We start from the raw sequence: 22,740 nt of genomic DNA, 5'->3' as shown, positions 1-22,740 counted from the left end.
GCGTCCTTCGATACGCCGCTGCGCGGCTACTCAGGTCGAACGGGGTGGGGATGGCTTTACGCACGCGGGGTGGCGTCCCCTCCTCCCGTTCGGCCTGAGTAGGCCGAAGGCCGTATCGAAGGATTGCCTGTGGCAAAACCAAACAAGGAATCGACAATGGACATGAAAACACAAGCCCCCACCCTGCGCGTCGATGGCGCGCGACTGTGGGATTCACTGATGGAGCTGGCCAGGATCGGCGGCACGCAAAAAGGGGGCGTGTGCCGCCTGGCGCTGACCGACCTGGACAAGCAGGGCCGTGACCTGGTCACCTCCTGGGCGCGTGCCGAGGGCATGAGCGTGGTGGTGGACCAGATCGGCAACATCTTCATGCGCCGGCCCGGCCGCAACAATGCCTTGCCGCCGGTGATGACCGGTTCCCACATCGATACCCAGCCGACCGGCGGCAAGTTCGACGGCAACTATGGCGTGCTCTCAGGCATCGAGGTGATCCGCACACTGAACCAGCACGGCATCCAGACCGAGGCGCCCATCGAGGTGGCGGTCTGGACCAACGAGGAAGGCTCGCGCTTCGTGCCGGTGATGATGGGCTCGGGCGTCTTCTGCGGCGCCTTCACGCTGGAGCATGCCTACAACGCCACCGATATCGACGGCAAGAAGGTGCGCGATGAACTGGAGCGCATCGGCTACATCGGCGACCAGGTCTGCGGTGACCATCCCATCGGCGCCTACTACGAGGCTCACATCGAACAGGGGCCGGTGCTGGAAAACGCTGACACCGTCATCGGCGTGGTGCCGGCGGTGCTGGGGCTGTCCTGGTACGACTGCACGGTGACCGGCTTCGAATCGCACGCCGGTCCGACACCGATGGAAATCCGCAAGGATGCGCTGCAGGTGTCCACGTACATCATGCAGGAGGTGGTGGCCATCGCCCACCGCTACCCGCCCTATGGCCGTGGCACGGTGGGCCAGGTGCAGGTGATGCCCAACAGCCGCAACGTGATCCCGGGGCAGGTGAAGTTTTCCATCGACCTGCGCAACGTGAGCGACGAATCGCTCAACCGCATGCATGAAGACCTGGTGGCCTACCTGGAGGCGATGCGCCAGAAGACCGGGCTGTCCATCAAGCTGGAGCGGGTGTCCTACTTCCCGCCCTGCCCCTTCCATCCGGATTGCGTGGACAATGTGCGCGCCGCCTCTGCGGCGCTGGGCTACAAGACCATGGACGTGGTCTCCGGTGCCGGCCATGACGCCATCTACGCGGCGCGCCTGGCACCGGCCGGGATGATCTTCGTGCCGTGCAAGGACGGCGTGTCCCACAACGAGATCGAGGATGCCCGCCCCGAGCACCTCGAAGCCGGCTGCAACGTGCTGCTGCAGGCCATGCTGGCCAGTGCCGGCGTGGTCAGGGATTGATGCAGGAAAGTGATCATGAAACCGAAAATCGTCATTGCACGCATGAATCACGAGACCAATACCTTCTCGCCGATTCCCACTCCCCTGGACGCCTTCGCCCCGCAATGGGACGAGGCGGCCTACCGTGACCAGAAAGGGGCGCGCACGGCCATGGGCGCCTTCCTCGATATCGCCGAGGGATTGGGCGCGGAGATCGTCACGCCGCTGGCAGCCTGGGCCAATCCCAGCGCCGCCGTGGCGGCCGATGCCTATACCGTGATGTGCGACGGCATCGTGCGGGCCATCGAGGCCGGCTGCGATGCCATCCTGCTGGACCTGCATGGCGCCATGGTGGCGGAGAACGCCGACGATGGCGAAGGCGTGCTGCTGGAACGCATCCGCCGCATCGCCCCGCATACGCCGCTGGGGGTGGCACTGGACCTGCACGGCAATGTCACGCCCAGGATGGTGGCCAATGCCGACGTGATCGTCAGCTTCAAGACCTATCCGCACGTCGATATGTACGAGACTGGCGAGCATGCCGGTCGCCTGCTGGTGGCCCTGCTGCAGGAGAAATCCCGCCCGCGCCTGGGCTGGCGCCAGGTGCCGGTGCTGTCGGCCACGCTGACCAGCAATACCTCGGCCTCGGCCATGCAGCGCGCGGTGGAGGCGGCCAAGCAGGCCGAGCAGCGGCCGGGCGTGCTGGCGGTCTCGGTGCTGGCGGGCTTCCCCCTGTCGGATTTCCATGATGCCGGCATGTCGGTGGTGGTGGTGGCCGAGAACGATGCTGCGCTGGCCGATAGCGTGGCCGACGAGATCGGCCGCCAGATCTGGGCTGAGCGCGATGATTTCGTCTATGACAGCCTGCCGCTGGCGCAATCGCTGGCGCAGGCCAGGCAGCTCGCCGAGGCAGCCGGCAGTGGTCCCGTGCTGTTGCTGGACCATAGCGACAACGTCATGTCCGGTGGCACCTGCAACACCATGGACGTACTGGAAGCGGCGCTGGCGGCCGGCCTGAAAGGCATTGCCGTCGGTCCTATCAGCGATCCCGAGGCGGTGGCGCAACTGGTTGCCGCCGGGGTCGGCGCGCAGCTCACGCTGGCGGTGGGCAACAAGGTGGCGCTGAGTGCCCAGGGCATCACCAAGGTTCCGCCGGTCTATACCGGCAAGGTGCTGGCCATCAGCGATGGCCGCTTTACCGTCACCGGACCGATCTATACCGGCTCGACGCTGCAGATGGGACGCAGCGTGCTCCTCGATATCGGTGCGGCGCGCATCGTCGTCACCGAGGAACGGGTGGAGCCCTACGACCTGGGCGTATTCACCAGCCTGGGACTGGACCCGGCACAACAGGCCTTCCTGATCCTGAAGTCGCGCATGTATTGCCGCCCGGTATTCGTGCCGATCAGCCGCGCGCTGGTGGAATGCGATTCCGACAGCGGCGGGCCGACCAGTGCCAATTTCAGGCTGTTCCCCATCAAGAAGATACGGCGTCCCATCTATCCGCTGGACGCACAGATGGACTGGTAGTGCTCCCGTCATCCCTCTGAACGTGCAGGCAGCCTGGCAGGCTGCTTGCCGTTCCGCCTGCCTGCATGCTGCAATGGCATCTCGCAACAGTCCCCCAAAAGTACATGGTGCAATCCCCGCCGCCCATGGTAGGCTGACCCGCTCTGCCCCTGGATCCTGATGACCGGGTGCGCAGACAGGGAAATCGTTTATATCTTTATTGCATCTCCGCAGCGGCGCTCACGACGACAACTATTCACCAACGCCAGCCCGTTGCGGCAACCTTGGGAGGACGACATGAAGAACCTCAAGATCGGCGTGCGCCTGAGCATCGGTTTCATTTCCTTGCTGATGCTGATGGCATTGATGGTGGGGCTGGGGGTATGGCGCCTGGGCAGCATCGGCGACGCCTCCGATGACATGACCCGCGTGGCCCTGGCCAAGGAGCGCGACTCCGTGCAATGGCATGCCGCCATCAAGGAAAACGGGGTGCGCACCCTGGCGGTGATGAAATCCGACGACGATGCCTTCCAGGCTTACTTCCAGAAACAGATCGATGCCCAGTCGGCCCAGATCAGCCAGCTGCAGAAGCGGGTCGAGGCCGCCATCGTGGACCCCGAGGAAAAACGGCTGTTTGACGAAGTGGGCAGGCTGCGGGCCGCCTATCGCGCCACGCGACAGAAGATCTTCGACATCAAGACCGCCGGTGATGATGCCGGGGCGCGCGCGATGACCGATACCACGCTCATCAAGATGATGGATGACTACGCCGACGGCGTGCTGCGCTATACCGAATTCCAGAAGAAGGCCATCGACGCGGCGGCCGCGGAGATCCATCACAACTACCGCGCCGGACGCAGCATGTTGCTGGTCCTGGGGGGCATCGAGATCGCGCTGGGGGCGCTGCTGGCCTGGGCGCTGACGCTGAGCATCACGCGGCCGCTGACGCAGGCCATCGCGGTGGCCGAGACGGTGGCCGCGGGTGACCTCACCTCACGCATCGATAGCAGCAGCCGCGACGAGACCGGCAAGCTGCTCTCCGCCCTCAAGCGCATGAATGGCAACCTGCGCGACATCGTGGCACGCGTGCGCAGCGGGACCGACACCATCACCACCGCCTCAACCCAGATCGCCACCGGCAACCTCGACCTGTCGGCCCGTACCGAGCAGCAGGCCGGCTCGCTGGAAGAAACCGCCTCGGCCATGGAACAGCTGACCTCCACCGTCAAGCAGAATGCCGACAATGCGCGCCAGGCCAATGCGCTGGCCGCGCAGGCCTCACAGGTCGCCAGCCGGGGTGGTGCGGTGGTGGATCAGGTAGTGCAGACCATGGGCGCGATCCATGCCTCCTCGCAAAAGATTGCCGACATCATCGGCGTGATCGACGGCATCGCTTTCCAGACCAATATCCTGGCGCTCAATGCGGCGGTGGAAGCGGCCCGGGCCGGTGAACAGGGACGGGGCTTTGCGGTGGTGGCCTCGGAGGTACGTTCGCTGGCGCAGCGCGCGGCAGCGGCGGCCAAGGAAATCAAGGTACTCATCGACGAGTCGGTGCAGAAGGTCGACGATGGCAGCCGCCTGGTGGAACAGGCCGGCGGCACCATGCAGGAAGTGGTGCAGAGCGTGGTGCGGGTGAGCGAGATCGTGCGCGAGATCACCCTGGCCAGCCAGGAGCAGAGCGACGGCATCGAACAGGTGAACCTGGCCATCACCCATATCGACGAGGCCACGCAGCAGAACGCGGCGCTGGTGGAAGAGGCCGCCGCTGCGGCGCGCTCCATGCAGGACCAGGCGAGCGCGCTGACGCAGGCGGTCAGCGTGTTCCGCCTGGACGCGACGGCACTGGTGGTGATCGATCAGCGCGGGACGTTGCCCTCGACCGTGGTGCGATAGAGCGTGCGACGCAGGTGCTGCGGGGTGATCGCGGCGTAGTGCTGGGTGCTGCGGTTGTCCCAGAACACCAGGTCATGCGCCTGCCAGTGGTGGGTGTAGACGTTGGCCGGGCGGGTGATGTGGGCGTGCAGTTCCTTCAGGAGGGCATCGCTTTCGTCACGCGGGATGCCGACGATGTGCGAGGTGAAGCCTTCGCTGACGAAGAGGATCTTGCGCCCGCTCTCGGGGTGGGTGATCACCACCGGATGCTCAACCGGCGGCACTTCGTCGATCTGCTGTTGCGTCAGCGGTGCGCGCCACGGCGAAAGCTTGCGCAGGCGCTCGTAGCGATAGACGTAGGAGTGCACGGCGCGCTTGCCGTCGAGCAGGGTCTTCAGCGCGGCCGGCAGGCTGTCCCAGGCGGCGGCGGTGTTGGCGTAGAGCGTGTCGCCCTGCTCGGCCGGCAGCTCCTGCGAATGCAGCAGGGCGCCCAGGCTGGGACGGGGCATATAGGAAAGGTCGGAGTGCCAGTCGGCACCGGCATCCACCAGGCCGATGGGCTTGCCGTCCTCGACCACGTTGGAGACGATCAGGATTTCCGGATGGCCGGCCAGGTGGAAGCGGTTCAGTACGTGCACCTGCAGCGGGCCGAAGCGGCGGCTGAAGTCGATGTGCTGCTCCGGCGTGATGCGCTGGTCGCGGAATACCACCACGCCGTGTTGCACCAGGGCGCTGCGGATGCGCGCCAGTTCCGGGGCGGAGACCGGCAGGTTCAGGTCGAGACCGAGGATTTCCGCGCCCAGCGGGGCGTCGAAGGGACGGATCTCGAATTGCTGTTGGGTCTGCTGCGTGCGTTCCGGTGTGGCGACCGACATGGGGGCTCCTATTGCGCTCTGGCCTGACGATCCCGGACGCGACTGCCGGGGCAGGAAAGCCCTTATTACACCCCCCGGGGCGTATACCCAGCAAGGAAGAAGAATTCATATCCTTATGCGCCGAGCGAGATACGGCATGCCGCTACAATAGCCCGGATGACACAGCGCCCGCCTTTTCCTTCACATTCCCCTGAATCTGCCCCGTCAAAAACGCGCAGGCTGCCGCCGCGCGCCGACTTCACCGGGCTGAGCGTCGAGGAAGTGGCGGCGCGCAAGCAGGCGCGTGACCAGCGCGATGCACAGATACGCGGCGTGGCCTCGGTAGCCGGGATGCGCCAGGCCATCCGCGAGGCCAGTGCCGTGCTGCCGGCGGTGCAGGCGATCCCGCGCATCGGCCCGCAGAAGACGGCGGCTTTCCGCGAGCGCGCCCGCGCCGGCCTGCCCTTCATCATGACCGGCATGGCCAGCCGCTGGCCGCTGGCGGCCATGGACATGGAGGGGCTGCGCCAGCATTTCGGGGCCTTGCCGGTACGGGCCAGGGTGGGGGACTACATCAACACCGCCTTCGCGCCGGACCGGGCCATGCAGGACATGACGCTGGTGGACTACCTGGAGCAGGCGTTGCGCGATGAGAGCGGACTTCCACCCTATCTGGGCAACCTGGAATTGCGTGCATTGAATGCGCTGTGCCACTGGCCCGGCTTCTTCGAGAAGATGGGGCCGCCACGCTTCTGGATCGGCCCGGCCGGCTGCATCACGCCGCTGCATTGCGACTATGACGACAATGTCTTTGCCCAGCTGTGGGGTCGCAAGCGGGTCTGGCTGGCACCGCCGCATCACGACCAGTATCTGTATCCGAAGGAGGCCAACGCCATCCTGTTCGGCTCGCCCTTCGATCCCGATCATCCTGACCTGGAGCGCTTTCCGCTGGCGCGCCAGGCGGCGCTGGTGTGCTGCGAGGTGCAGCCGGGGGAGATGCTCTATATCCCGGCGGGCTGGTACCACCAGGTCAGCTCACTGACGTTTTCGCTGTCCAGCAATCGCTGGGCGCGGGGGCGGCCGCTGGTGCTGTCGGGCGCATGAAAAAACCCCACGCCTGTTGCCAGGGGTGGGGTTCGTTCATGGACAGCGCAGTGCGGAAGGATCAGCCTGCCAGCTTCTTGCGCAGCAATTCGGTCAGCTGCGCCGGGTTGGCCTTGCCACGGGTGGCCTTCATGGCCTGGCCGATCAGGGCGTTGATGGCCTGCTCCTTGCCGGCGCGGAATTCGGCGACCGACTTTTCGTTGGCGGCCAGCACCTGGTCGACGATGGCTTCCAGCGCGCCGCTGTCGGAAATCTGCTTCAGGCCCTTGGCCTCGATGATGTCGTCGGCCAGGCTGTCCTTGTCGGAGCGGGCTTCCCACATGCCGGCGAAGACTTCCTTGGCGATCTTGTTGGAGATGGTGCCGTCGGCGATGCGCTTTAGCAGCAGCGCCAGTTGCGCGGCCTTGACGGGGGCGTCGGCGATGTCGGTGTCTTCGCGGTTCAGGGTCGAGGCGACGTCGCCCATGAGCCAGTTGGCGGCCGGCTTGGACTGATCCTTCCCGGCGGCGGCGACCACGGCCTCGAAGTAGGAGGCCATGCCCTTGGACTGGGTCAGCACCATGGCATCGTATTCGGGCAGGGCATAGTCGGCCACGAAGCGTTCGCGCATGGCGGCGGGCAGCTCCGGCATGGTGGTCTTGACGCGGTCGATCCACTCCTGCGAGATGGCCAGCGGCGGCAGGTCGGGGTCGGGGAAGTAGCGGTAATCCTGCGCGTCTTCCTTGCTGCGCATGGAGCGGGTTTCCTTCTTGTCCGGATCGTAGAGGCGGGTTTCCTGGACCACGGTGCCGCCGTCTTCGATCAGCTCGATCTGGCGACGTACTTCGTAGTTGATGGCCTCTTCCAGGAAGCGGAAGGAGTTCAGGTTCTTGATTTCGCAGCGGGTACCGAATTCCTTCTGGCCGACCGGGCGCACGGAGACGTTGGCGTCACAGCGGAAGGAGCCTTCCTGCATGTTGCCGTCGCAGATGCCCAGCCACACCACCAGCGAGTGCAGGGCCTTGGCGTAGCCGACGGCTTCGGCGGCGCTGCGCATTTCGGGTTCGGTGACGATTTCCAGCAGCGGCGTGCCGGCGCGGTTCAGGTCGATGCCGGTCATGCCCTGGTAGTCCTCGTGCAGGGACTTGCCGGCGTCTTCTTCCAGGTGGGCGCGGGTCAGGTTGATGGTCTTGATCTCGGTCTTGCCGTCCTTCTCGACGGCAAACGACATGGTGCCACCCTGGACCACGGGGATTTCGAACTGGCTGATCTGGTAGCCCTTGGGCAGGTCAGGGTAGAAGTAATTCTTGCGCGCGAACACCGAGCGCGGCGCGATGGTGGCGCCGATGGCCAGGCCGAACTGGATGGCGCGTTCCACGGCGCCCTTGTTCAGGACCGGCAGCACGCCGGGCAGGGCCAGGTCCACGGGGCTGGCCTGGGTGTTGGGCTCGGCGCCGAAGCGGGTCGAGCTGCCGCTGAAGATCTTGGATTGGGTCGAAAGCTGCGTGTGCGTTTCCAGACCGATGACGACTTCCCACTGCATGATGTTGTCCTTGCGAATGCTGTTGTTGGTGACGAGGGCCAGGTGATCAGGCCGGTTCGCGCAGGTGCCAGTCGGTGGCCTGCTGGAACTGGTGCGCCACGTTCAAGAGGCGCGCTTCGTCGAAGTAGTTGCCGATGATCTGCAGGCCGACCGGACGCTTGCCGTTCTTTTCGCCCTGACCGAAGCCGCAGGGAATCGACATGCCCGGCAGGCCGGCCAGGCTGGTGGAGAGCGTGAAGATGTCGGCCAGGTAGTTGGCCACCGGGTCGTCGGTCTTGTCGCCGAGGTCCCAGGCGACGGTGGGCGAGACCGGGCCCATGATGACGTCGCACTGGCGGTCCGGGCCGGCCAGGGCGCTCTGGAAGTCCTGGGCGATCAGGCGGCGGATCTTCTGGGCCTGCAGGTAGTAGGCGTCGTAGTAGCCATGCGAGAGCACGTAGGAGCCCACCAGGATGCGGCGCTTGACCTCGTCGCCGAAGCCTTCGGCGCGCGACTTCTTGTACATGTCGGCCAGGTCCTTGTAGTCGGCGGCACGGTGGCCGTAGCGCACGCCGTCGAAGCGCGACAGGTTGGACGAGGCCTCGGCCGGGGCGATCACGTAATACACGGGGATCGACAGTTCGGTCTTGGGCAGGGAGATATCGACCAGGGTGGCGCCGAGCTTTTCGAATTCGACCAGCGCGCCGCGTACGGCCGCTTCCACGTCGGCGGCCAGGCCGGCGCCGAAGAATTCCTTGGGCACGCCGATGCGCAGGCCTTGCAGGCTCTGGTTCAGCGAACGGGTGAAGTCTTCCTTGGGGCGCTGCAGGCTGGTGGAATCACGCTCGTCAAAGCCGGTCATGGCGTTCAACAGCAGGCCGCAATCCTCGGCGGTCTTGGCGATCGGGCCGCCCTGGTCCAGCGAGGAGGCGAAGGCGATCATGCCGTAGCGCGAGACGCTGCCATAGGTCGGCTTGATGCCGGTGACGCCGCACAGCGAGGCCGGCTGGCGAATCGAGCCGCCGGTGTCGGTGGCGGTGGCGGCCGGCGCCAGGCGCGCGGCCACGGCAGCGGCCGAGCCGCCCGAGGAGCCGCCGGGGATGGCGGTCTTGTCCCAGGGGTTCTTCACCGGGCCGTAGAAGGAGTTCTCGTTGCTGGAGCCCATGGCGAACTCGTCACAGTTGAGCTTGCCCAGGGTGACGGTGCCGGCGGCGTTGAACTGTTCCACCACGGTTGCGTCGAAGGGGCTCACGTAGTCCTGCAGCATGCGCGAACCGGCCGTGGTGCGCCAGTTGCGGGTGACGAAGATATCCTTGTGGGCGATCGGGATGCCGGTCAGGGGGCCGGCCTCATTGCCCGCCAGGCGGGCATCGGCGGCCTGCGCCTGGGCCAGCGTCAGGGCGCGATCCACATGCAGGAAGGCATTGAGGTCGCTGGCCTCGATGCGGTCCAGGAACAGGGTCGCCAGTTCGGTGGCGGAAATCTTGCGCGCTTGCAGTTGCGCGGACAGTTCTTTGAGGGTGAGCTTGTGCATGGAATTGGTTACGCTGCGGTCTTGCGGGCCGGCTGGGCCGGGAACGGTCAGGTTCGGTGAGGGCGCTGAGTGCGGTTGTGCGCCGCGCTTATTCGATCACCTTGGGTACCAGGTACAGGCCATCCTGGGTGGCCGGCGCCGGCTGCTGGTAGTCCTCGCGACGATTGGTCTCGGTGACCGCGTCCTCGCGCAGGCGCAGTGCCAGCATCGGCTCGATGGCGGCGATCGGGTGCGACAGCGGCTCCACGCCGGAGGTGTCGATGGCCTTCATCTGCTCCACCAGGGCAAAGATGCCATTGAGCTTTTCCAGCGTTTCACCGGCCTGGGCCTCGGTGAGCTCCAGTCGGGACAGGTTGGCGATGCGTTTGACGTCGGAAAGGGCTAGTGACATGGTCGAAAGGACGCGCCGGGCGCGCCGCATGATGTTGAAATTGGAAGACCCGTAGCCAGTGGGGCCGGGAGCGGTTTTCCGGGCCTCGGCAACGTCGGCGAGTGCGCTTGCGCGGCGACCCGGCCGGGTCATGGCATGTATCGCATGAAAAACGGCAAACCCGCGCCAGATGGCGGTCGGAAGGTCTCGCGATGCGGATATTTTTGGCGGTCCGGCTTGCTGGTTTCTCTGGAATTATAAGGTAGAATGTCGGATTAATGCCTTGCTGGCGCCTGATTTTCGCGTCGCCGCAGCATGAACGGACACCTCCCCCTATCAAAAAGCTAGGCGCCCCGTGCCGGGCGCATCAGGACAACTCATGTTTGGATTTCTCCGCAGTTACTTTTCCAACGATCTGGCGATCGACCTCGGCACCGCGAACACGCTGATCTACGCGCGCGGCCATGGCATCGTGCTGGACGAGCCTTCGGTCGTGGCGATCCGCCAGCAAGGCGGCCCCAACGGCAAGAAGACCATCCAGGCAGTCGGCAAGGAAGCAAAGCAGATGCTGGGCAAGGTGCCCGGCAACATCGAGGCGATCCGCCCGATGAAGGACGGCGTGATCGCCGATTTCACCGTCACCGAGCAGATGTTGAAGCAGTTCATCCGCATGGTGCACGACTCCAAGCTGTTCCGCCCCTCCCCCCGCATCATCATCTGCGTGCCCTGCGGTTCGACCCAGGTGGAACGCCGCGCCATCCGTGAATCGGCGCTGGGCGCCGGTGCATCCCAGGTCTACCTGATCGAGGAACCGATGGCTGCGGCCATCGGCTCGGGCCTGCCGGTCTCCGACGCCACCGGTTCGATGGTGGTGGACATCGGCGGCGGCACCACGGAAGTGGGCATCATCTCGCTGGGCGGCATGGTGTACAAGGGTTCGGTGCGTGTGGGTGGCGACAAGTTCGACGAAGCCATCGTCAACTACATCCGCCGCAACTACGGCATGCTGATCGGCGAACAGACCGCCGAAGCGATCAAGAAGGAAATCGGCTCGGCCTTCCCGGGTTCGGAAGTCAAGGAAATGGAAGTCAAGGGCCGCAACCTGTCCGAAGGTATCCCGCGCTCCTTCACCATCTCCAGCAATGAAATCCTGGAAGCCCTGACCGATCCGCTGAACAACATCGTTTCGGCCGTGAAGAACGCGCTGGAACAGACCCCGCCGGAACTGGGCGCCGACATCGCCGAAAAGGGCATGATGCTCACCGGCGGCGGCGCGCTGCTGCGCGACCTGGATCGCCTGCTGATGGAAGAAACCGGCCTGCCGGTGATCGTCGCCGAAGACCCGCTGACCTGCGTGGTGCGCGGCTCGGGCATGGCGCTGGACCGCATGGACAAGCTGGGTTCGATCTTCTCGGCCGAGTAATCCGGCATGACCCACGGCCGGCCCTGCAATTTCAGGCCCGGCCGGCAACTGGCAGTATCAGCACGAACCGGCGGCGATGTACCGCCGGATGAGCGGGGAACCGATACGTTCGATATGACGCAGTCCACACCGACTTGTCACGCCTTGCGCACCCCATGTGCGCATCCGGGGCAGGCACGGCTGGCGCTGGGTCGGGTGAACGCCTCGGCTCCCCTTTTTGTTATCGTTTTCGACGCAGGAAGTGAGTTCTCCGCCTGCAGACGGCCGCGCCACGCGGCCCTGCCGGCGGCCTGACGCCATGGAAATCCCACCACTCTTCAAGCAGGGCGCCTCGGCCCGGGTGCGCGTGACCGTCTTCGCATTGCTGTCGGTCGTGATGCTGGTGGTCGACGCCCGCATGCACGTACTGGGTACGCTGCGCCAGGCGCTGGGCACCGCGCTCTATCCGTTCCAGACGGTGGCCATGATCCCGCGCGATGCCATCACCAATTCGAGCGACTATTTTTCCTCGATGGCCTCGCTGCAGCGGGAAAACCACGAGCTGCGCCAGCAACAGATCGTCAATGCCCAGCTGATGCAGCAGGAGCGCCTGCTGGCGGCGGAAAACGCCCAGTTGCGCAAGCTCCTGGACATGCAGCAGAAGGTGCCGGTCAAGTCCATCGTCGGCGAAATCCTGTACGACGCCCGTGACCCGTTTACCCGCAAGATCATCCTCAACCGTGGTTCACAGCAGGGCGTGACGGCGGGCCAGCCGGTGATCGACGAGGTCGGCATCGTGGGCCAGGTGACGCGGGTGTTCCCGTTCACCTCGGAGGTCACGCTGCTGACCGACAAGGACCAGGCCATCCCGGTCCAGGTCCTGCGCAATGGCCTGCGTAGCGTGGCCTACGGCCGTGGCCAGACCGGCGCGCTGGATCTGCGCTTCATGCCGGCCAATGCCGATATCCAGAAGGGTGACGTGCTGGTGACCTCGGGCATCGACGGCGTCTATCCGCCGGGCCTGTCGGTGGCCAGCGTGGCGCTGGTGGAGACGCGCTCGGCCGATTCCTTTGCCCGCATCGTCTGCCGCCCCCTGGCCGGTATCGACCGCCACCGCCAGCTGCTGATCCTGCTGGTGGAAAAGAACCTGCCGCCGCGCCCGGAACCGGACGTCATCGACGAAAAATCGGCCAAGCTGTTCAAGCGCCGCCTGCGTGACAGTACCCGCGACAACAGCGCCGACGAGGCCAATGCCACGCCCAAGGACAAGGCGGCCGAGGAACGCAAGGGCAGCGCCGATGCCACGGCGCCGGCCAAGCCTGCCGCCCCGGCCGCTGCCGCCACCCCTGCCGCGCCCACCGGCGCCAAGCCGGCTGCCAAGGAATCCGCACGATGAACAATCAATACATCCTCCTGCCGGCCAGTCCGCTGTTCATCGCGTTCAGCCTGATCGTGGCCTTCGTGCTCAACCTCATGCCCTGGGGGCAGATGGTGGGCGTGCCGGACTTCGTGGCACTGGCACTGGTGTTCTGGAACATCCACCAGCCGCGCAAGGTCGGCATCAGCGTGGCCTTCCTGATGGGCCTGCTGATGGACGTCAACGAAGCCACCCTGCTGGGCGAGAACGCGCTGGCCTATACCCTGCTGTCCTACTTCGCCATCATGATCCACCGCCGGGTGCTGTGGTTCCCGCTGCGCACGCAGGCGCTGCACGTGCTGCCGCTGATGCTGCTGGCACAGGCGGTGCAACTGGTGATCCAGCTGCTGGTCACCGGCAAGTCGCCGGACTGGTTCTACTTCAGCGAAAGTCTGGTGTCGGCCCTGCTGTGGCCGGTGGTCAGCCTGCTGCTGCTGGCGCCGCAGCGCCGCGCCGTGAATCGCGACGAGAATCGCCCCATCTGAGGGGCCGGGTGCAAGCAGCATGACCGAATTCAAGAATACCGCGCATGAGCTGAGGCTGTTCCGCATGCGCCTGCTGGCGGCCAGCGTGCTGGTGCTGGTCTGCTTCAGCCTGCTGCTGGCGCGTTTTCTGTGGCTGCAGGTGGTGCGCCACGATGCCTACGCCGCCCAGGCCGAGGAAAACCGCATCTCGGTGGTGCCCATCGTGCCCAATCGCGGCCTGATCCTGGACCGCAACGGCGTAGTGCTGGCGCGCAACTATTCGGCCTACACGCTGGAAATCACCCCCTCCAAGATCAAGACCAACATCGATGACCTGATCGACGAGCTGGGCACGATCGTGGAAATCCAGCCGCGCGACCGGCGTCGCTTCCGGCGCCTGCAGGAAGAGTCCAAGAACTTCGAAAGCGTGCCCATCCGCACCCGCCTGACCGACGAGGAAGTGGCCAAGTTCACGGCCCAGCGCTATCGCTTTCCCGGGGTGGAGGTACAGGCCCGCCTGTTCCGTCAGTATCCGTACGGCAAGACTGCTGCCCACGTGATCGGCTACATCGGCCGCATCAGCCAGCGCGATGCCGAGCGCATCGCCGACTCCGACGATGAAGCCAACTACAACGGCACCGACTACATCGGCAAGGAAGGCCTGGAAAAAAGCTACGAAAGCCAGCTGCACGGCACCACTGGCTACGAGGAAGTGGAAATCTCGGCCAGTGGCCGGGCGGTGCGCTCGCTCTCGCGCACCCCGGCCACGCCCGGCAAGAACCTGATCCTGTCCATCGACATCGAGCTGCAGAAGGTGGTGGAAGAAGCCTTCGGCGACCAGAAGGGTGCGCTGGTGGCGATCAACCCGGCCACGGGCGACATCCTGGCCTATGTCTCGCAGCCCTCCTATGATCCCAACCTGTTCGTGGAAGGCATCGACCAGCAAAGCTGGGACGAGCTCAACAAGTCGCCCGACCGGCCGCTGCTGAACCGCCCGCTGTCGGGGGTCTATTCACCCGGTTCGACCTACAAGCCATTCATGGCGCTGGCCGCGCTGGAGCTGGGCAAGCGTCGCCCCCAGGACGCCATCCGCGACCCGGGCTATTTCATCCTGGGCAACCACCGTTTCCGCGATGACAAGGAAGGCGGCCATGGCATCGTCGACATGTATCGCTCGGTGGTGGTCTCCTGCGACACCTACTACTACATGCTGGCCAACGACATGGGGGTCAACGCCATCCATGACTTCATGAAGCCCTTCGGCTTCGGCCAGATCACCGGCATCGACCTGGAACACGAGAAGCGCGGCATCCTGCCCTCCACCGAGTGGAAACGCAACGCCTTCCGCAAACCCGAGCAGAAGCGCTGGATTGCCGGCGATACGGTGTCGCTGGGCATCGGCCAGGGCTACAACAGCTTCACGCCGCTGCAGATGGCCCAGGCCACCGCCATCCTGGCCAACAATGGCGTGGTGATGAAGCCCCACCTGGTCAAGATCATCGAGGATGGCGTGACCCATGAGCGCACCGAGACCGTGCCCAAGGAAAGCTACCGCATCCCGCTGAAGCAGGAAAACATCGACTTCATCAAGCGCGCCATGGTCGGCGTGGTCAAGGAAGGCACCGGCGCGGCCGCCTTCCGTGGCGCCCCCTACGACTCGGGCGGCAAGACCGGTACGGCGCAGGTGGTCAACATCGCCAAGAACCAGAAGTATGATTCGAAGAAGCTCTCCCGCATCTACCACGACAACGGCCTGTACATCGGCTTTGCGCCGGCCGACGCGCCGCGCATCGCGATTGCGGCGGTGGTCGAGAACGGCGGCTGGGGTGCCGGCGTGGCCGCACCGCTGGTGCGCAAGGCCATGGATTACTTCATGCTGGGCAAGCGCCCCAATGAGCCGATCAAGTCGGTCGCACCCGAGGCGGTGAGCCCGGATACCCCGGTCGAGGGGCCCGTCTCCGAGGACAGCGGCGGCAGCAATACGCCCACGGTCCAGCCGGACGTGCAGGAATGAAGCCGGGTCGCCCTGGCACCCTACGCCTGCGCGCGGGTTCCGCCGGCGCGCAAGGTCTGACATCGCAACAACGCAGCAAGCACCAGGAGCCGGCATGAGCCTGCAACGTCCGCCCCTTTGGCAAATCATCAAGCCGCACCTGACGGTGTTCGACGGCGCGCTGTCGCTGATCGTCTTCCTGATCCTGTCGGTAGGCATCGTCACCCTGTATTCGGCAGGGATGAACTTCCCTGGCCGGGTCGAGGACCAGTTGCGCAATATCCTGGTGGCCTTCATCGTCATGTGGGCTGCGGCCAACGTCTCCCCGCAACTGCTGCTGCGGCTGGCGGTGCCGGTCTATACGGTGGGGGTGACGCTGCTGATCGCGGTGGCGCTGTTCGGCATCATCAAGAAGGGTTCACGTCGCTGGCTCAATATCGGCATGGTGGTGCAGCCCTCGGAAATCATGAAGATCGCCATGCCACTGATGCTGGCCTGGTATTTCCAGAAGCGGGAGGGCATGCTGCGCTGGGATGCCTTCGTGGTGGCGGCGATCCTGCTGCTGATCCCGGGCTTCCTGATCATCCGCCAGCCCGACCTGGGGACTGGCCTGCTGGTGCTGGCGGCCGGCTTCTACGTGATCTTCTTCGCCGGACTGCCGTGGAAGATCCTGCTGGGCCTGTTCGTGGCCGGTGCGGCCAGCCTGCCGGTGGTGTGGTCCTTCATGCACGATTACCAGCGCCAGCGGGTGATGATGCTCATCGACCCGACCTCGGACCCGCTGGGCAAGGGCTTCCACATCATCCAGTCCACCATCGCCATCGGCTCCGGCGGGGTGAGCGGCAAGGGCTGGCTGATGGGGACGCAGACGCACCTGGAATTCATCCCTGAACGGACCACCGACTTCATCTTCTCGGTCTATTCCGAGGAGTTCGGGCTGATCGGCAATGTCGTCCTGCTGGTGCTGTACCTGCTGCTGATCGGGCGCGGACTGATGATCACCGCCAATGCCCCGACGCTCTTCACGCGTCTGCTGGGCGGGGCCATCACGATGATCTTCTTCACCTATGCCTTCGTGAACATGGGCATGGTCAGCGGCATCCTGCCGGTGGTGGGGGTGCCGCTGCCCTTCATGAGCTATGGCGGTACGGCCCTGGTGACGCTGGGGCTGGGAGCAGGCATCCTCATGAGCATCCAGCGCCATCGCAAGCTGGTCCAGAGCTGAGCGGGCCGCGTGGATACCCTTGTCCAGGGGACAAGTCCGGCAAGATCCGTGAACTTGCAGCACTGACGAGTTGTCAGCCTCGGTGCATTGCACTCTGGTATCGTTGCGAACATTCCGGCCGGGACAGGCATCACCAGGCCCGGCGCATCGACTGTTGACCAAGGACAGGCTATGGGAACACCCACTCTAGAACATCACCACCGCCTCGCCCCCTGGGGCCAGGCCCTGCGCTGGGGCGCCTTGCTGCTGCCGCTGTTGCTGGCGGCCTGCGGCACTACCCAGCAGGCACCGCGCCAGACCGCGCAGGCGCCCTCGACACCGGTCAAGGCCGGCAGCAGCCGTCCGGCCAACGTTCCGGCACTGCCGGCAGCAGGCTCGGGACGCGGCGGCTACTACAAGGACGATGGCCCGGGCGACCACATCCCCGACGGCCTGCTCGACGTGGCCGACGCCGAACCGCAGGTGGAGCCGGTCTCGCGGGCGGCCAGCCGGCCCTATGCCGTGTTCGGCAAGACCTACGTGCCCATTACGGACAGCAACCAGCCTTTCATCCAGCGCGGCATCGGCAGCTGGTACGGCAAGAAATTCCATGGCCAGAAGACGTCCTCGGGCGAGCTTTACGACATGTACAAGATGACGGCCGCGCACCCCACGCTGCCCATTCCTTCCTATGCACGGGTCACCAATCTGAAGACCGGCAAGCAGGTCATCGTGCGCATCAATGATCGCGGCCCCTTCCACTCCAGCCGCATCATCGACCTGTCCTACACGGCGGCGCTGAAACTGGGTTATCTGGGCAGCGGCAGCAGTGAGCTGGAAGTCGAACGCATCCTGCCTGAAGAAGCACAGCGGATGGCCGATGCGCGCCGTAACGGCAGCACGCTGGCGGTCGCCGATCCGATCAACCGGGCCGCCGATAATGGTGCCGGCGTTTCCACCGGCGCGGTCGAAATCAATACCGTGAGCGCACAAGGCCTGCCGCCCCAGCCCACCGTGGCAGCAGTGCAGCCGATCAATGCCAGCACCAGCAGTGCGGCCAGTGGCGCCGGCCTGGCCGGCGGCGGCGGCATCATCAACGCCGTGGCCAGCGGTTCGGCACCCTCCCCGGCGATGCCGCAGGCGGTACCGCTGACGGCGGGTTATTACCTTCAGTTCGGCGCCTATTCGCAAGAAGCCAATGCGCTGGTGGCGCGCGACAAGCTGCTGCCCAGCCTCTCCGGCATCGTCGACAGCATGCAGGCGGTGCAGGTCAACGGCTTGTATCGCCTGTATGCCGGTCCCTATCCGACCCGGCCGGCGGCCCAGAATGCGGCCATGCTGGTACGCCAGCGCAGTGCCGGCACACCCTTCATCGTGGAGCGCTAGGGCGTCCTCACTGCCCTTCCTGATCATCCGCTTGTGCGTCCTGCCTCAGTTGCAGGGCGCGTTCATACAGGGCGTTCTTCTTCTGGCCGGTGATCTGCGCGGCCAGGGCGGCGGCCTGCTTCAACGGGAGCTCTTCCAGCAGGATGCGCAGGACGCGCTCGCCCTCGGCATCCTCGTCACCGGCCGGCGGCGCCCCTTCCAGCAAGACCACGAACTCGCCGCGCTGGCGGTTGGCGTCCTGCTCCAGCCAGGCCGGTGCCTCGCCCAACGGGCAGCGATGGATATCCTCGAACAGCTTGGTCAGCTCGCGCGCCAGCACCACCTGGCGCTGCGGGCCGAACACCTGCAGCATGGACTGCACGGTCTCGACGATGCGGTGCGGGGCTTCATAGAACACCAGCGCCGCCTGCAAGGCGGTGAGCTCCTGCAGGGCGGTCTCGCGCTGGCGGGTCTTGCTGGGCAAGAAGCCCACGAAATGGAAGCGCGCATCGGTCAGGCCCGCGGCCGACAGCGCGGTGATCGCCGCCGATGCCCCGGGCAAGGGAATCACCCGGAACCCGGCGGCCAGCACCGCATCAACCACCTTGGCACCGGGGTCGGAGACGGCGGGCGTACCGGCGTCCGACACCAATGCCACCCGCTGCCCGGCGCGCAGGCGCTCGATGATCTTGTCGGCGGCTTCGCGCTCGTTGTGTTCGTGGGTGGCCAGCAAGGGGCGCGACAGACCATAGCGCTGCAGCAACTGGCTGGTGTTGCGCGTATCCTCGCAGGCCACCGCATCGGCGATGCCCAGCAGGTGCAGGCCGCGCAGGCTGATGTCGCAGACATTCCCGATGGGCGTGGCCAGCACATATAATGCCGACACCGGATAGGTTTGCTGGGCGGCATCCTGCAGGATGGAGGCAGCTACGCTGGAATTCTGATTCATTGGAGGAGGCGGGATGTTCACAGGTTCGAAGAAAATGACCGCATGCGCGGCCCTGCTGGCCGGTTTGCTGGCCCCCTGGATGGTGGCGCTGCCGGCCGCAGCAGCCGACAGTGTACCTCTGCTGGCGCAGGCCGCTACCCCTGCGCTGCCCTCGGCCACCTCCGACCCGGCCCCGCTGGCACTGCCGCCGGGGACCTCGCCGGAGATGCAGTCGGCCGCCAACGGCCCATCCATGGCACCACCAGCCGCCGCCCCGATCCGCATGGCCTTGCTGCTGCCCTCCCGTACCGGCGCCTTCGGGGCCGCTGCAGATGCAGTGCGCACCGGCTTCCTGACGGCCTATTCGCGCCAGAAGGAAAACATCCAGCTGGCCATCGTCGAGACCGGTGATTCGGCCCCGGACATGCAGCGCGCCTATGATGAAGCGTCCGGCAAGTACGACATCGTGGTCGGCCCGCTCTCGCGCAGCGCCGTCACCGCCGTGGCCCAGAGCGGTCGCGTGAGCAAGCCCACCGTCGCCCTGGCGCAGCCGGACATGAATGGCGAGGCCGACCTGCAACTGCCGGCGCAGATGCTGGCCGTGGGCCTGTCCATCGACGAAGAGGCACGCCAGGTCGCCAACTGGGTGGAAAAGGAAAAGGCACCGGGCAAGATCTTCGCCATCTCGACCAACATCGCCTGGCAAAAGCGCGCCGCCCGCTCCTTCCAGCTGCGCGCCCGCCAGCTCGGCCTGCAGGTCGAGACGCTGGAATTGAGCACCCCCGCCAATGCCCTCTCGGCACCGGGCCTGGCGCAACTGGCCAAGCGCGTGGAGCAGGAGAAACCGGCCCTGATCTTCGTCGCCCTGGATGCGGCGCAGACCGTGCAACTGCGTAGCGCTGTGGGCAACGAGCTGCCGCTGTACGGCACCTCGCAGATCAATCCCTACACCCTCAAGCGTGACAACCCCAACGACAAGCTGCCCGAGCTCGATGGGGTGCGCCTGGTCGACATCCCCTGGCAACTGCAGCCCGACAACGTGGCGGTAGCGCGCTATCCGCGCCCGGCGGTCAACGACAATGAACGTCCCAGCCCGGACCTGGCGCGCCTGTATGCACTGGGCATCGATGCCTACCGGGTCGCCTACGGCATCGCGCAGCGGCAATCGGGCTTCGATATCGATGGCGTCACCGGACGCCTGACGGTGAACATGATCGGCGGCGGCACCACCTATTTCCAGCGCCAGGAGACCCAAGCGGTCTATCAGGATGGCTGGCCGGTGCCGATGGCGGACCAGTACTGACGCCGCCATGGCCCTGCGCGACCTGTTGCGGCGCACCGCACGCCAGCGTACCGGCGACGCGGCCGAGGACCAGGCCCTGGACCATCTGCAACGCCAGGGCCTGCGCCTGGTGGAGCGCAATTTCCGCTGCAAGGGCGGCGAAATCGACCTGATCCTGCAGGACGGTGCCACGGTGGTCTTCGTGGAAGTGCGATCGCGCGCCAGTGCGGCCTTCGGTGGCGCGGCGGCCAGTATCACGCCGGCCAAGCAGCGACGGCTGCTGCTGGCGGCCCAGGTCTGGCTGCAAGGCCAGCGGGAGCTGCCGGCCTGCCGTTTCGACGTGATCGCAGTCGAAGGCGGCCAGTTGCAGTGGCTGCGCAACGTCATCGAGGCCTGAGCAAGCGATTTGCAGCACGCCGGAGCTGGCGTATCATGTGCCACCGAATTCCTGAAACTTCTCTTTACCAATTGCACAGACTTGGCCCCGTTCAGGTCCTCTATAATCGCAGCCACTATGACAAATCCCCGTATCCTCGCCCATTTCCAGGAAAGCGCTGACCTGAAATTGAAGGCCGCCAGTGTCCTGGCGCAACCGATTGAACAGGCGACTGAACTTATGTTCACCGCGCTGTCGAATGGCAACAAGATTCTTGCCTGCGGCAATGGTGGATCGGCTGCCGACAGCCAGCACTTTGCGGCCGAACTGGTGGGACGCTTCGAACGTGAACGCCTGCCGCTGCCGGCCCTGGCCCTGACCACCGACACCTCCATCCTGACCGCGGTGGGCAACGATTACAGCTACCAGGAAATCTTCTCGAAGCAGGTCCAGGCCTTCGGCCAGGCGGGTGACATCCTGCTGGCTTTCTCGACCTCGGGTAATTCGGGCAATATCCTGGCCGCCATCGAAGTGGCCCACGAGCGCGACATGCGCGTGGTGGCGCTTACCGGCAAGGGCGGCGGCAAGATCGGCAAGATCCTGACCGATGCCGATGTCCATATCTGTGTGCCGCATGACCGCACCGCGCGCATCCAGGAGGTGCATCTGGTATCCCTGCACTGCATTTGCGACGGTATCGACGTCGCGCTTTTTGGAGATGATGCGAATGAGTGATGCACGATCGTTGTTCACACGGCTGCGCCGCCCGCTGGCGGCAGTCGCATTGGGCGGCATGCTGGCCCTGAGCCTGCAGGGTTGTTTCGCGGTATTGGCCGGCGGTGCGCTGGCCACCACCTTCGCCGCCACCGACCGCCGTACCCTGGGCGCGCAAACGGAGGACAAATCGATCGTGGTCAAGGGCGAAGCCCGCATTCCCGAAGTGGTGGCTGCGGGTTCTCACGTCAACGTGACTTCCTTCAACCGCAAGGTGCTGCTGTCCGGCGAGGTGCCTGACGAGGCATCCAAGGCTGCCGCCGAGCGCGAGATCAAGAGTTTCCAGAACGTCGACACCGTCTATAACGAACTGCAGGTGGGCCCGTCCTCCAGCTTCGGTTCGCGCTCCAGCGATGCGCTCATCACCAGCAAGGTGCTGGCCAGCCTGGTGGATGACAAGTCGCTCTATTCCAGCGCCTTCAAGATCACGACCGAACGTGGCATCGTCTACATGATGGGCCGCGTGACCCAGCGCGAAGGCCAGCGCGCCGCCAAGATCGCCAGCGGCGTGTCGGATGTGACCAAGGTCGTCACGCTGTTCGAATACATCAGCGAAGAAGAGCTGCAGGACTACCAGCGCAAGCCGGCCAGCGAGAACAAGTCCACAAGCTGATCGGCCATCGCTGATCGCCTCTGATGCAAGTCAAACCGCCGGCCCGTCCGGCGGTTTCCAATTGCAAGTCAAACCGCCGGCCCGTCCGGCGGTTTCCAATTGGCACGCAGCCCGCAGGATCGGGCGGTGCGGTCTATAATGGCCGGATAAGTGACCGGGGCCATGCCCCTCCCTCGAATCCGGAATGCGGAGTTTTCCATGCAAGCACAGGCAAATGCGCCCAAACGCGGCCTCATGATCAAGCTGGTTACCCTGGTCGGGGTGGCCGCCATCGCCGCCTTCGCCTACTTCAAGGTCAATGCCGGCAACGCCGCGCCCGATGTCACCTTCACCAAGCTCGATGGCCAGCAGGTGGCCCTCAAGGACCTGCGCGGCAAGGTGGTGATGGTCAACTTCTGGGCCACCAGCTGCACCACCTGCGTGGGCGAGATGCCGCAGATGATCGAGACCTACAACAAGTTCAAGGATCGCGGCCTGGACTTCGTGGCCGTGGCCATGAGCTATGACCCGCCCAACTACGTGGTGAACTACACCGAGACCCGCAAGCTGCCCTTCAAGGTCGCCCTCGACCCGCAGGATAAGCTGGCCAAGGCCTTCGGCGACGTCAAGCTGACCCCGACCACCTTCGTCATCGGCAAGGACGGCAACATCATCAAGCGCTATGTCGGCGAGCCGCAGTTCGCTGAATTGCATCAGCTGCTGGAGAAAGCCCTGGCAGCAGCCTGAGCGCGCTTCACTCCTCCGAAAAAGCCGACCATGTGTCGGCTTTTTTAATTCCGCCGA

20 protein-coding genes are annotated in these 22,740 nt (G+C 65.3%); 15 read left to right on the top strand and 5 right to left on the bottom strand.

Annotation, left to right across the window (positions count from 1 at the left end):
* Positions 1 to 156: 156 nt before the first annotated feature.
* The 3 genes from BTM36_RS00700 (at position 157) to BTM36_RS00690 (ending at position 4,797) form a co-directional block, all read left to right on the top strand.
* The gene (locus BTM36_RS00700; protein ID WP_077234845.1) at positions 157 to 1,416 is read left to right on the top strand and encodes a Zn-dependent hydrolase; all 1,260 of its coding nucleotides are present in this window, start codon (positions 157 to 159) and stop codon (positions 1,414 to 1,416) included.
* Positions 1,417 to 1,431: 15 nt separating this feature from the next.
* A complete protein-coding gene (locus BTM36_RS00695; protein ID WP_077234844.1) occupies positions 1,432 to 2,925 on the top strand; it encodes a M81 family metallopeptidase in 1,494 nt (497 codons plus the stop codon).
* A 276-nt stretch (positions 2,926 to 3,201) separates the two neighbouring features.
* Positions 3,202 to 4,797 (top strand): methyl-accepting chemotaxis protein, encoded by a 1,596-nt coding sequence (locus tag BTM36_RS00690; RefSeq protein WP_077234843.1) that lies wholly within the window; start codon positions 3,202 to 3,204, stop codon positions 4,795 to 4,797.
* Here BTM36_RS00690 and BTM36_RS00685 read toward each other — a convergent pair.
* Entirely contained in the window at positions 4,761 to 5,651 is an 891-nt protein-coding gene (locus tag BTM36_RS00685; RefSeq protein ID WP_077234842.1) for a TauD/TfdA family dioxygenase, read from the bottom strand. The genes BTM36_RS00690 and BTM36_RS00685 overlap by 37 nt on opposite strands.
* A 156-nt stretch (positions 5,652 to 5,807) precedes the next feature.
* Between BTM36_RS00685 and BTM36_RS00680 the strand changes: the two genes are divergently transcribed.
* Positions 5,808 to 6,734 (top strand): cupin-like domain-containing protein, encoded by a 927-nt coding sequence (locus tag BTM36_RS00680; protein ID WP_077234841.1) that lies wholly within the window; start codon positions 5,808 to 5,810, stop codon positions 6,732 to 6,734.
* 61 nt (positions 6,735 to 6,795) lie between these two features.
* Here the strand turns inward: BTM36_RS00680 and gatB are convergent, their stop codons facing one another.
* The 3 genes from gatB to gatC form a co-directional block, all read right to left on the bottom strand.
* Positions 6,796 to 8,256: an Asp-tRNA(Asn)/Glu-tRNA(Gln) amidotransferase subunit GatB gene (gene gatB, locus BTM36_RS00675; RefSeq protein ID WP_077234840.1), complete on the bottom strand. Its 1,461-nt coding sequence runs from the start codon at positions 8,254 to 8,256 to the stop codon at positions 6,796 to 6,798.
* Positions 8,257 to 8,302: 46 nt separating this feature from the next.
* Positions 8,303 to 9,769, bottom strand: coding sequence for an Asp-tRNA(Asn)/Glu-tRNA(Gln) amidotransferase subunit GatA (gene gatA, locus BTM36_RS00670; protein WP_077234839.1), 1,467 nt, complete (start codon positions 9,767 to 9,769; stop codon positions 8,303 to 8,305).
* Positions 9,770 to 9,857: 88 nt separating this feature from the next.
* On the bottom strand, positions 9,858 to 10,160 hold the full coding sequence (gene gatC / locus BTM36_RS00665; protein ID WP_077234838.1) for an Asp-tRNA(Asn)/Glu-tRNA(Gln) amidotransferase subunit GatC: 303 nt from the start codon (positions 10,158 to 10,160) through the stop codon (positions 9,858 to 9,860).
* Between the two features lie 358 nt (positions 10,161 to 10,518).
* On the opposite strand from gatC, the gene BTM36_RS00660 reads away from it, so the two are divergent.
* The 6 genes from BTM36_RS00660 (at position 10,519) to BTM36_RS00635 (ending at position 18,005) form a co-directional block, all read left to right on the top strand.
* On the top strand, positions 10,519 to 11,562 hold the full coding sequence (locus BTM36_RS00660; RefSeq protein ID WP_006465688.1) for a rod shape-determining protein: 1,044 nt from the start codon (positions 10,519 to 10,521) through the stop codon (positions 11,560 to 11,562).
* Positions 11,563 to 11,860: 298 nt separating this feature from the next.
* Positions 11,861 to 12,937 (top strand): rod shape-determining protein MreC, encoded by a 1,077-nt coding sequence (gene mreC, locus BTM36_RS00655; protein WP_174616793.1) that lies wholly within the window; start codon positions 11,861 to 11,863, stop codon positions 12,935 to 12,937.
* Positions 12,934 to 13,443 (top strand): rod shape-determining protein MreD, encoded by a 510-nt coding sequence (gene mreD / locus BTM36_RS00650; protein WP_077234836.1) that lies wholly within the window; start codon positions 12,934 to 12,936, stop codon positions 13,441 to 13,443. Before mreC ends, mreD begins: the two co-directional genes overlap by 4 nt.
* Positions 13,444 to 13,462: 19 nt before the next feature.
* Entirely contained in the window at positions 13,463 to 15,436 is a 1,974-nt protein-coding gene (mrdA, locus tag BTM36_RS00645) for a penicillin-binding protein 2 (protein WP_077234835.1), read from the top strand.
* Positions 15,437 to 15,530: 94 nt separating this feature from the next.
* Positions 15,531 to 16,640: a rod shape-determining protein RodA gene (rodA, locus tag BTM36_RS00640; protein ID WP_077234834.1), complete on the top strand. Its 1,110-nt coding sequence runs from the start codon at positions 15,531 to 15,533 to the stop codon at positions 16,638 to 16,640.
* Between the two features lie 171 nt (positions 16,641 to 16,811).
* Entirely contained in the window at positions 16,812 to 18,005 is a 1,194-nt protein-coding gene (locus tag BTM36_RS00635) for a septal ring lytic transglycosylase RlpA family protein (RefSeq protein WP_077234833.1), read from the top strand.
* Between the two features lie 7 nt (positions 18,006 to 18,012).
* Here BTM36_RS00635 and rsmI read toward each other — a convergent pair whose 3' ends face one another.
* Entirely contained in the window at positions 18,013 to 18,933 is a 921-nt protein-coding gene (rsmI, locus tag BTM36_RS00630; RefSeq protein WP_077234832.1) for a 16S rRNA (cytidine(1402)-2'-O)-methyltransferase, read from the bottom strand.
* A gap of 13 nt (positions 18,934 to 18,946) precedes the next feature.
* Between rsmI and BTM36_RS00625 the strand changes: the two genes are divergently transcribed.
* From BTM36_RS00625 to BTM36_RS00605, 5 genes are all read left to right on the top strand, one after another.
* Entirely contained in the window at positions 18,947 to 20,215 is a 1,269-nt protein-coding gene (locus BTM36_RS00625) for a penicillin-binding protein activator (RefSeq protein ID WP_077234831.1), read from the top strand.
* Positions 20,216 to 20,222: 7 nt separating this feature from the next.
* Positions 20,223 to 20,591 (top strand): YraN family protein, encoded by a 369-nt coding sequence (locus tag BTM36_RS00620; protein ID WP_077234830.1) that lies wholly within the window; start codon positions 20,223 to 20,225, stop codon positions 20,589 to 20,591.
* Positions 20,592 to 20,708: 117 nt separating this feature from the next.
* Positions 20,709 to 21,305 (top strand): phosphoheptose isomerase, encoded by a 597-nt coding sequence (locus BTM36_RS00615; RefSeq protein ID WP_006464577.1) that lies wholly within the window; start codon positions 20,709 to 20,711, stop codon positions 21,303 to 21,305.
* Positions 21,298 to 21,957 (top strand): BON domain-containing protein, encoded by a 660-nt coding sequence (locus BTM36_RS00610; RefSeq protein WP_077234829.1) that lies wholly within the window; start codon positions 21,298 to 21,300, stop codon positions 21,955 to 21,957. The genes BTM36_RS00615 and BTM36_RS00610 overlap by 8 nt, the downstream gene beginning before the upstream one ends.
* Positions 21,958 to 22,155: 198 nt before the next feature.
* Positions 22,156 to 22,683 carry a peroxiredoxin gene (locus BTM36_RS00605; RefSeq protein WP_077234828.1) on the top strand — a complete coding sequence of 176 codons (528 nt, stop codon included), beginning with the start codon at positions 22,156 to 22,158 and terminating at the stop codon, positions 22,681 to 22,683.
* Positions 22,684 to 22,740 lie beyond the last annotated feature (57 nt).

The sequence above is a fragment of the Herbaspirillum sp. VT-16-41 genome (genome assembly GCF_001994935.1).
Classification (GTDB): Bacteria; Pseudomonadota; Gammaproteobacteria; order Burkholderiales; family Burkholderiaceae_D; genus Herbaspirillum; species Herbaspirillum frisingense.
The sequence above is the reverse complement of the archived record's forward strand: the minus strand, read 5'-3'. Positions and strand labels throughout refer to the sequence as shown.

What these genes read in the sequence shown, in the direction of transcription:
- BTM36_RS00700 (WP_077234845.1), top strand. Translation starts at nt 157, where the DNA reads ATGGACATGAAAACACAAGCCCCCACCCTGCGCGTCGATGGCGCGCGA.
- BTM36_RS00695 (WP_077234844.1), top strand. Translation starts at nt 1,432, where the DNA reads ATGAAACCGAAAATCGTCATTGCACGCATGAATCACGAGACCAATACC.
- BTM36_RS00690 (WP_077234843.1), top strand. Translation starts at nt 3,202, where the DNA reads ATGAAGAACCTCAAGATCGGCGTGCGCCTGAGCATCGGTTTCATTTCC.
- BTM36_RS00685 (WP_077234842.1), bottom strand. Translation starts at nt 5,651, where the DNA reads ATGTCGGTCGCCACACCGGAACGCACGCAGCAGACCCAACAGCAATTC.
- BTM36_RS00680 (WP_077234841.1), top strand. Translation starts at nt 5,808, where the DNA reads ATGACACAGCGCCCGCCTTTTCCTTCACATTCCCCTGAATCTGCCCCG.
- gatB (WP_077234840.1), bottom strand. Translation starts at nt 8,256, where the DNA reads ATGCAGTGGGAAGTCGTCATCGGTCTGGAAACGCACACGCAGCTTTCG.
- gatA (WP_077234839.1), bottom strand. Translation starts at nt 9,769, where the DNA reads ATGCACAAGCTCACCCTCAAAGAACTGTCCGCGCAACTGCAAGCGCGC.
- gatC (WP_077234838.1), bottom strand. Translation starts at nt 10,160, where the DNA reads ATGTCACTAGCCCTTTCCGACGTCAAACGCATCGCCAACCTGTCCCGA.
- BTM36_RS00660 (WP_006465688.1), top strand. Translation starts at nt 10,519, where the DNA reads ATGTTTGGATTTCTCCGCAGTTACTTTTCCAACGATCTGGCGATCGAC.
- mreC (WP_174616793.1), top strand. Translation starts at nt 11,861, where the DNA reads ATGGAAATCCCACCACTCTTCAAGCAGGGCGCCTCGGCCCGGGTGCGC.
- mreD (WP_077234836.1), top strand. Translation starts at nt 12,934, where the DNA reads ATGAACAATCAATACATCCTCCTGCCGGCCAGTCCGCTGTTCATCGCG.
- mrdA (WP_077234835.1), top strand. Translation starts at nt 13,463, where the DNA reads ATGACCGAATTCAAGAATACCGCGCATGAGCTGAGGCTGTTCCGCATG.
- rodA (WP_077234834.1), top strand. Translation starts at nt 15,531, where the DNA reads ATGAGCCTGCAACGTCCGCCCCTTTGGCAAATCATCAAGCCGCACCTG.
- BTM36_RS00635 (WP_077234833.1), top strand. Translation starts at nt 16,812, where the DNA reads ATGGGAACACCCACTCTAGAACATCACCACCGCCTCGCCCCCTGGGGC.
- rsmI (WP_077234832.1), bottom strand. Translation starts at nt 18,933, where the DNA reads ATGAATCAGAATTCCAGCGTAGCTGCCTCCATCCTGCAGGATGCCGCC.
- BTM36_RS00625 (WP_077234831.1), top strand. Translation starts at nt 18,947, where the DNA reads ATGTTCACAGGTTCGAAGAAAATGACCGCATGCGCGGCCCTGCTGGCC.
- BTM36_RS00620 (WP_077234830.1), top strand. Translation starts at nt 20,223, where the DNA reads ATGGCCCTGCGCGACCTGTTGCGGCGCACCGCACGCCAGCGTACCGGC.
- BTM36_RS00615 (WP_006464577.1), top strand. Translation starts at nt 20,709, where the DNA reads ATGACAAATCCCCGTATCCTCGCCCATTTCCAGGAAAGCGCTGACCTG.
- BTM36_RS00610 (WP_077234829.1), top strand. Translation starts at nt 21,298, where the DNA reads ATGAGTGATGCACGATCGTTGTTCACACGGCTGCGCCGCCCGCTGGCG.
- BTM36_RS00605 (WP_077234828.1), top strand. Translation starts at nt 22,156, where the DNA reads ATGCAAGCACAGGCAAATGCGCCCAAACGCGGCCTCATGATCAAGCTG.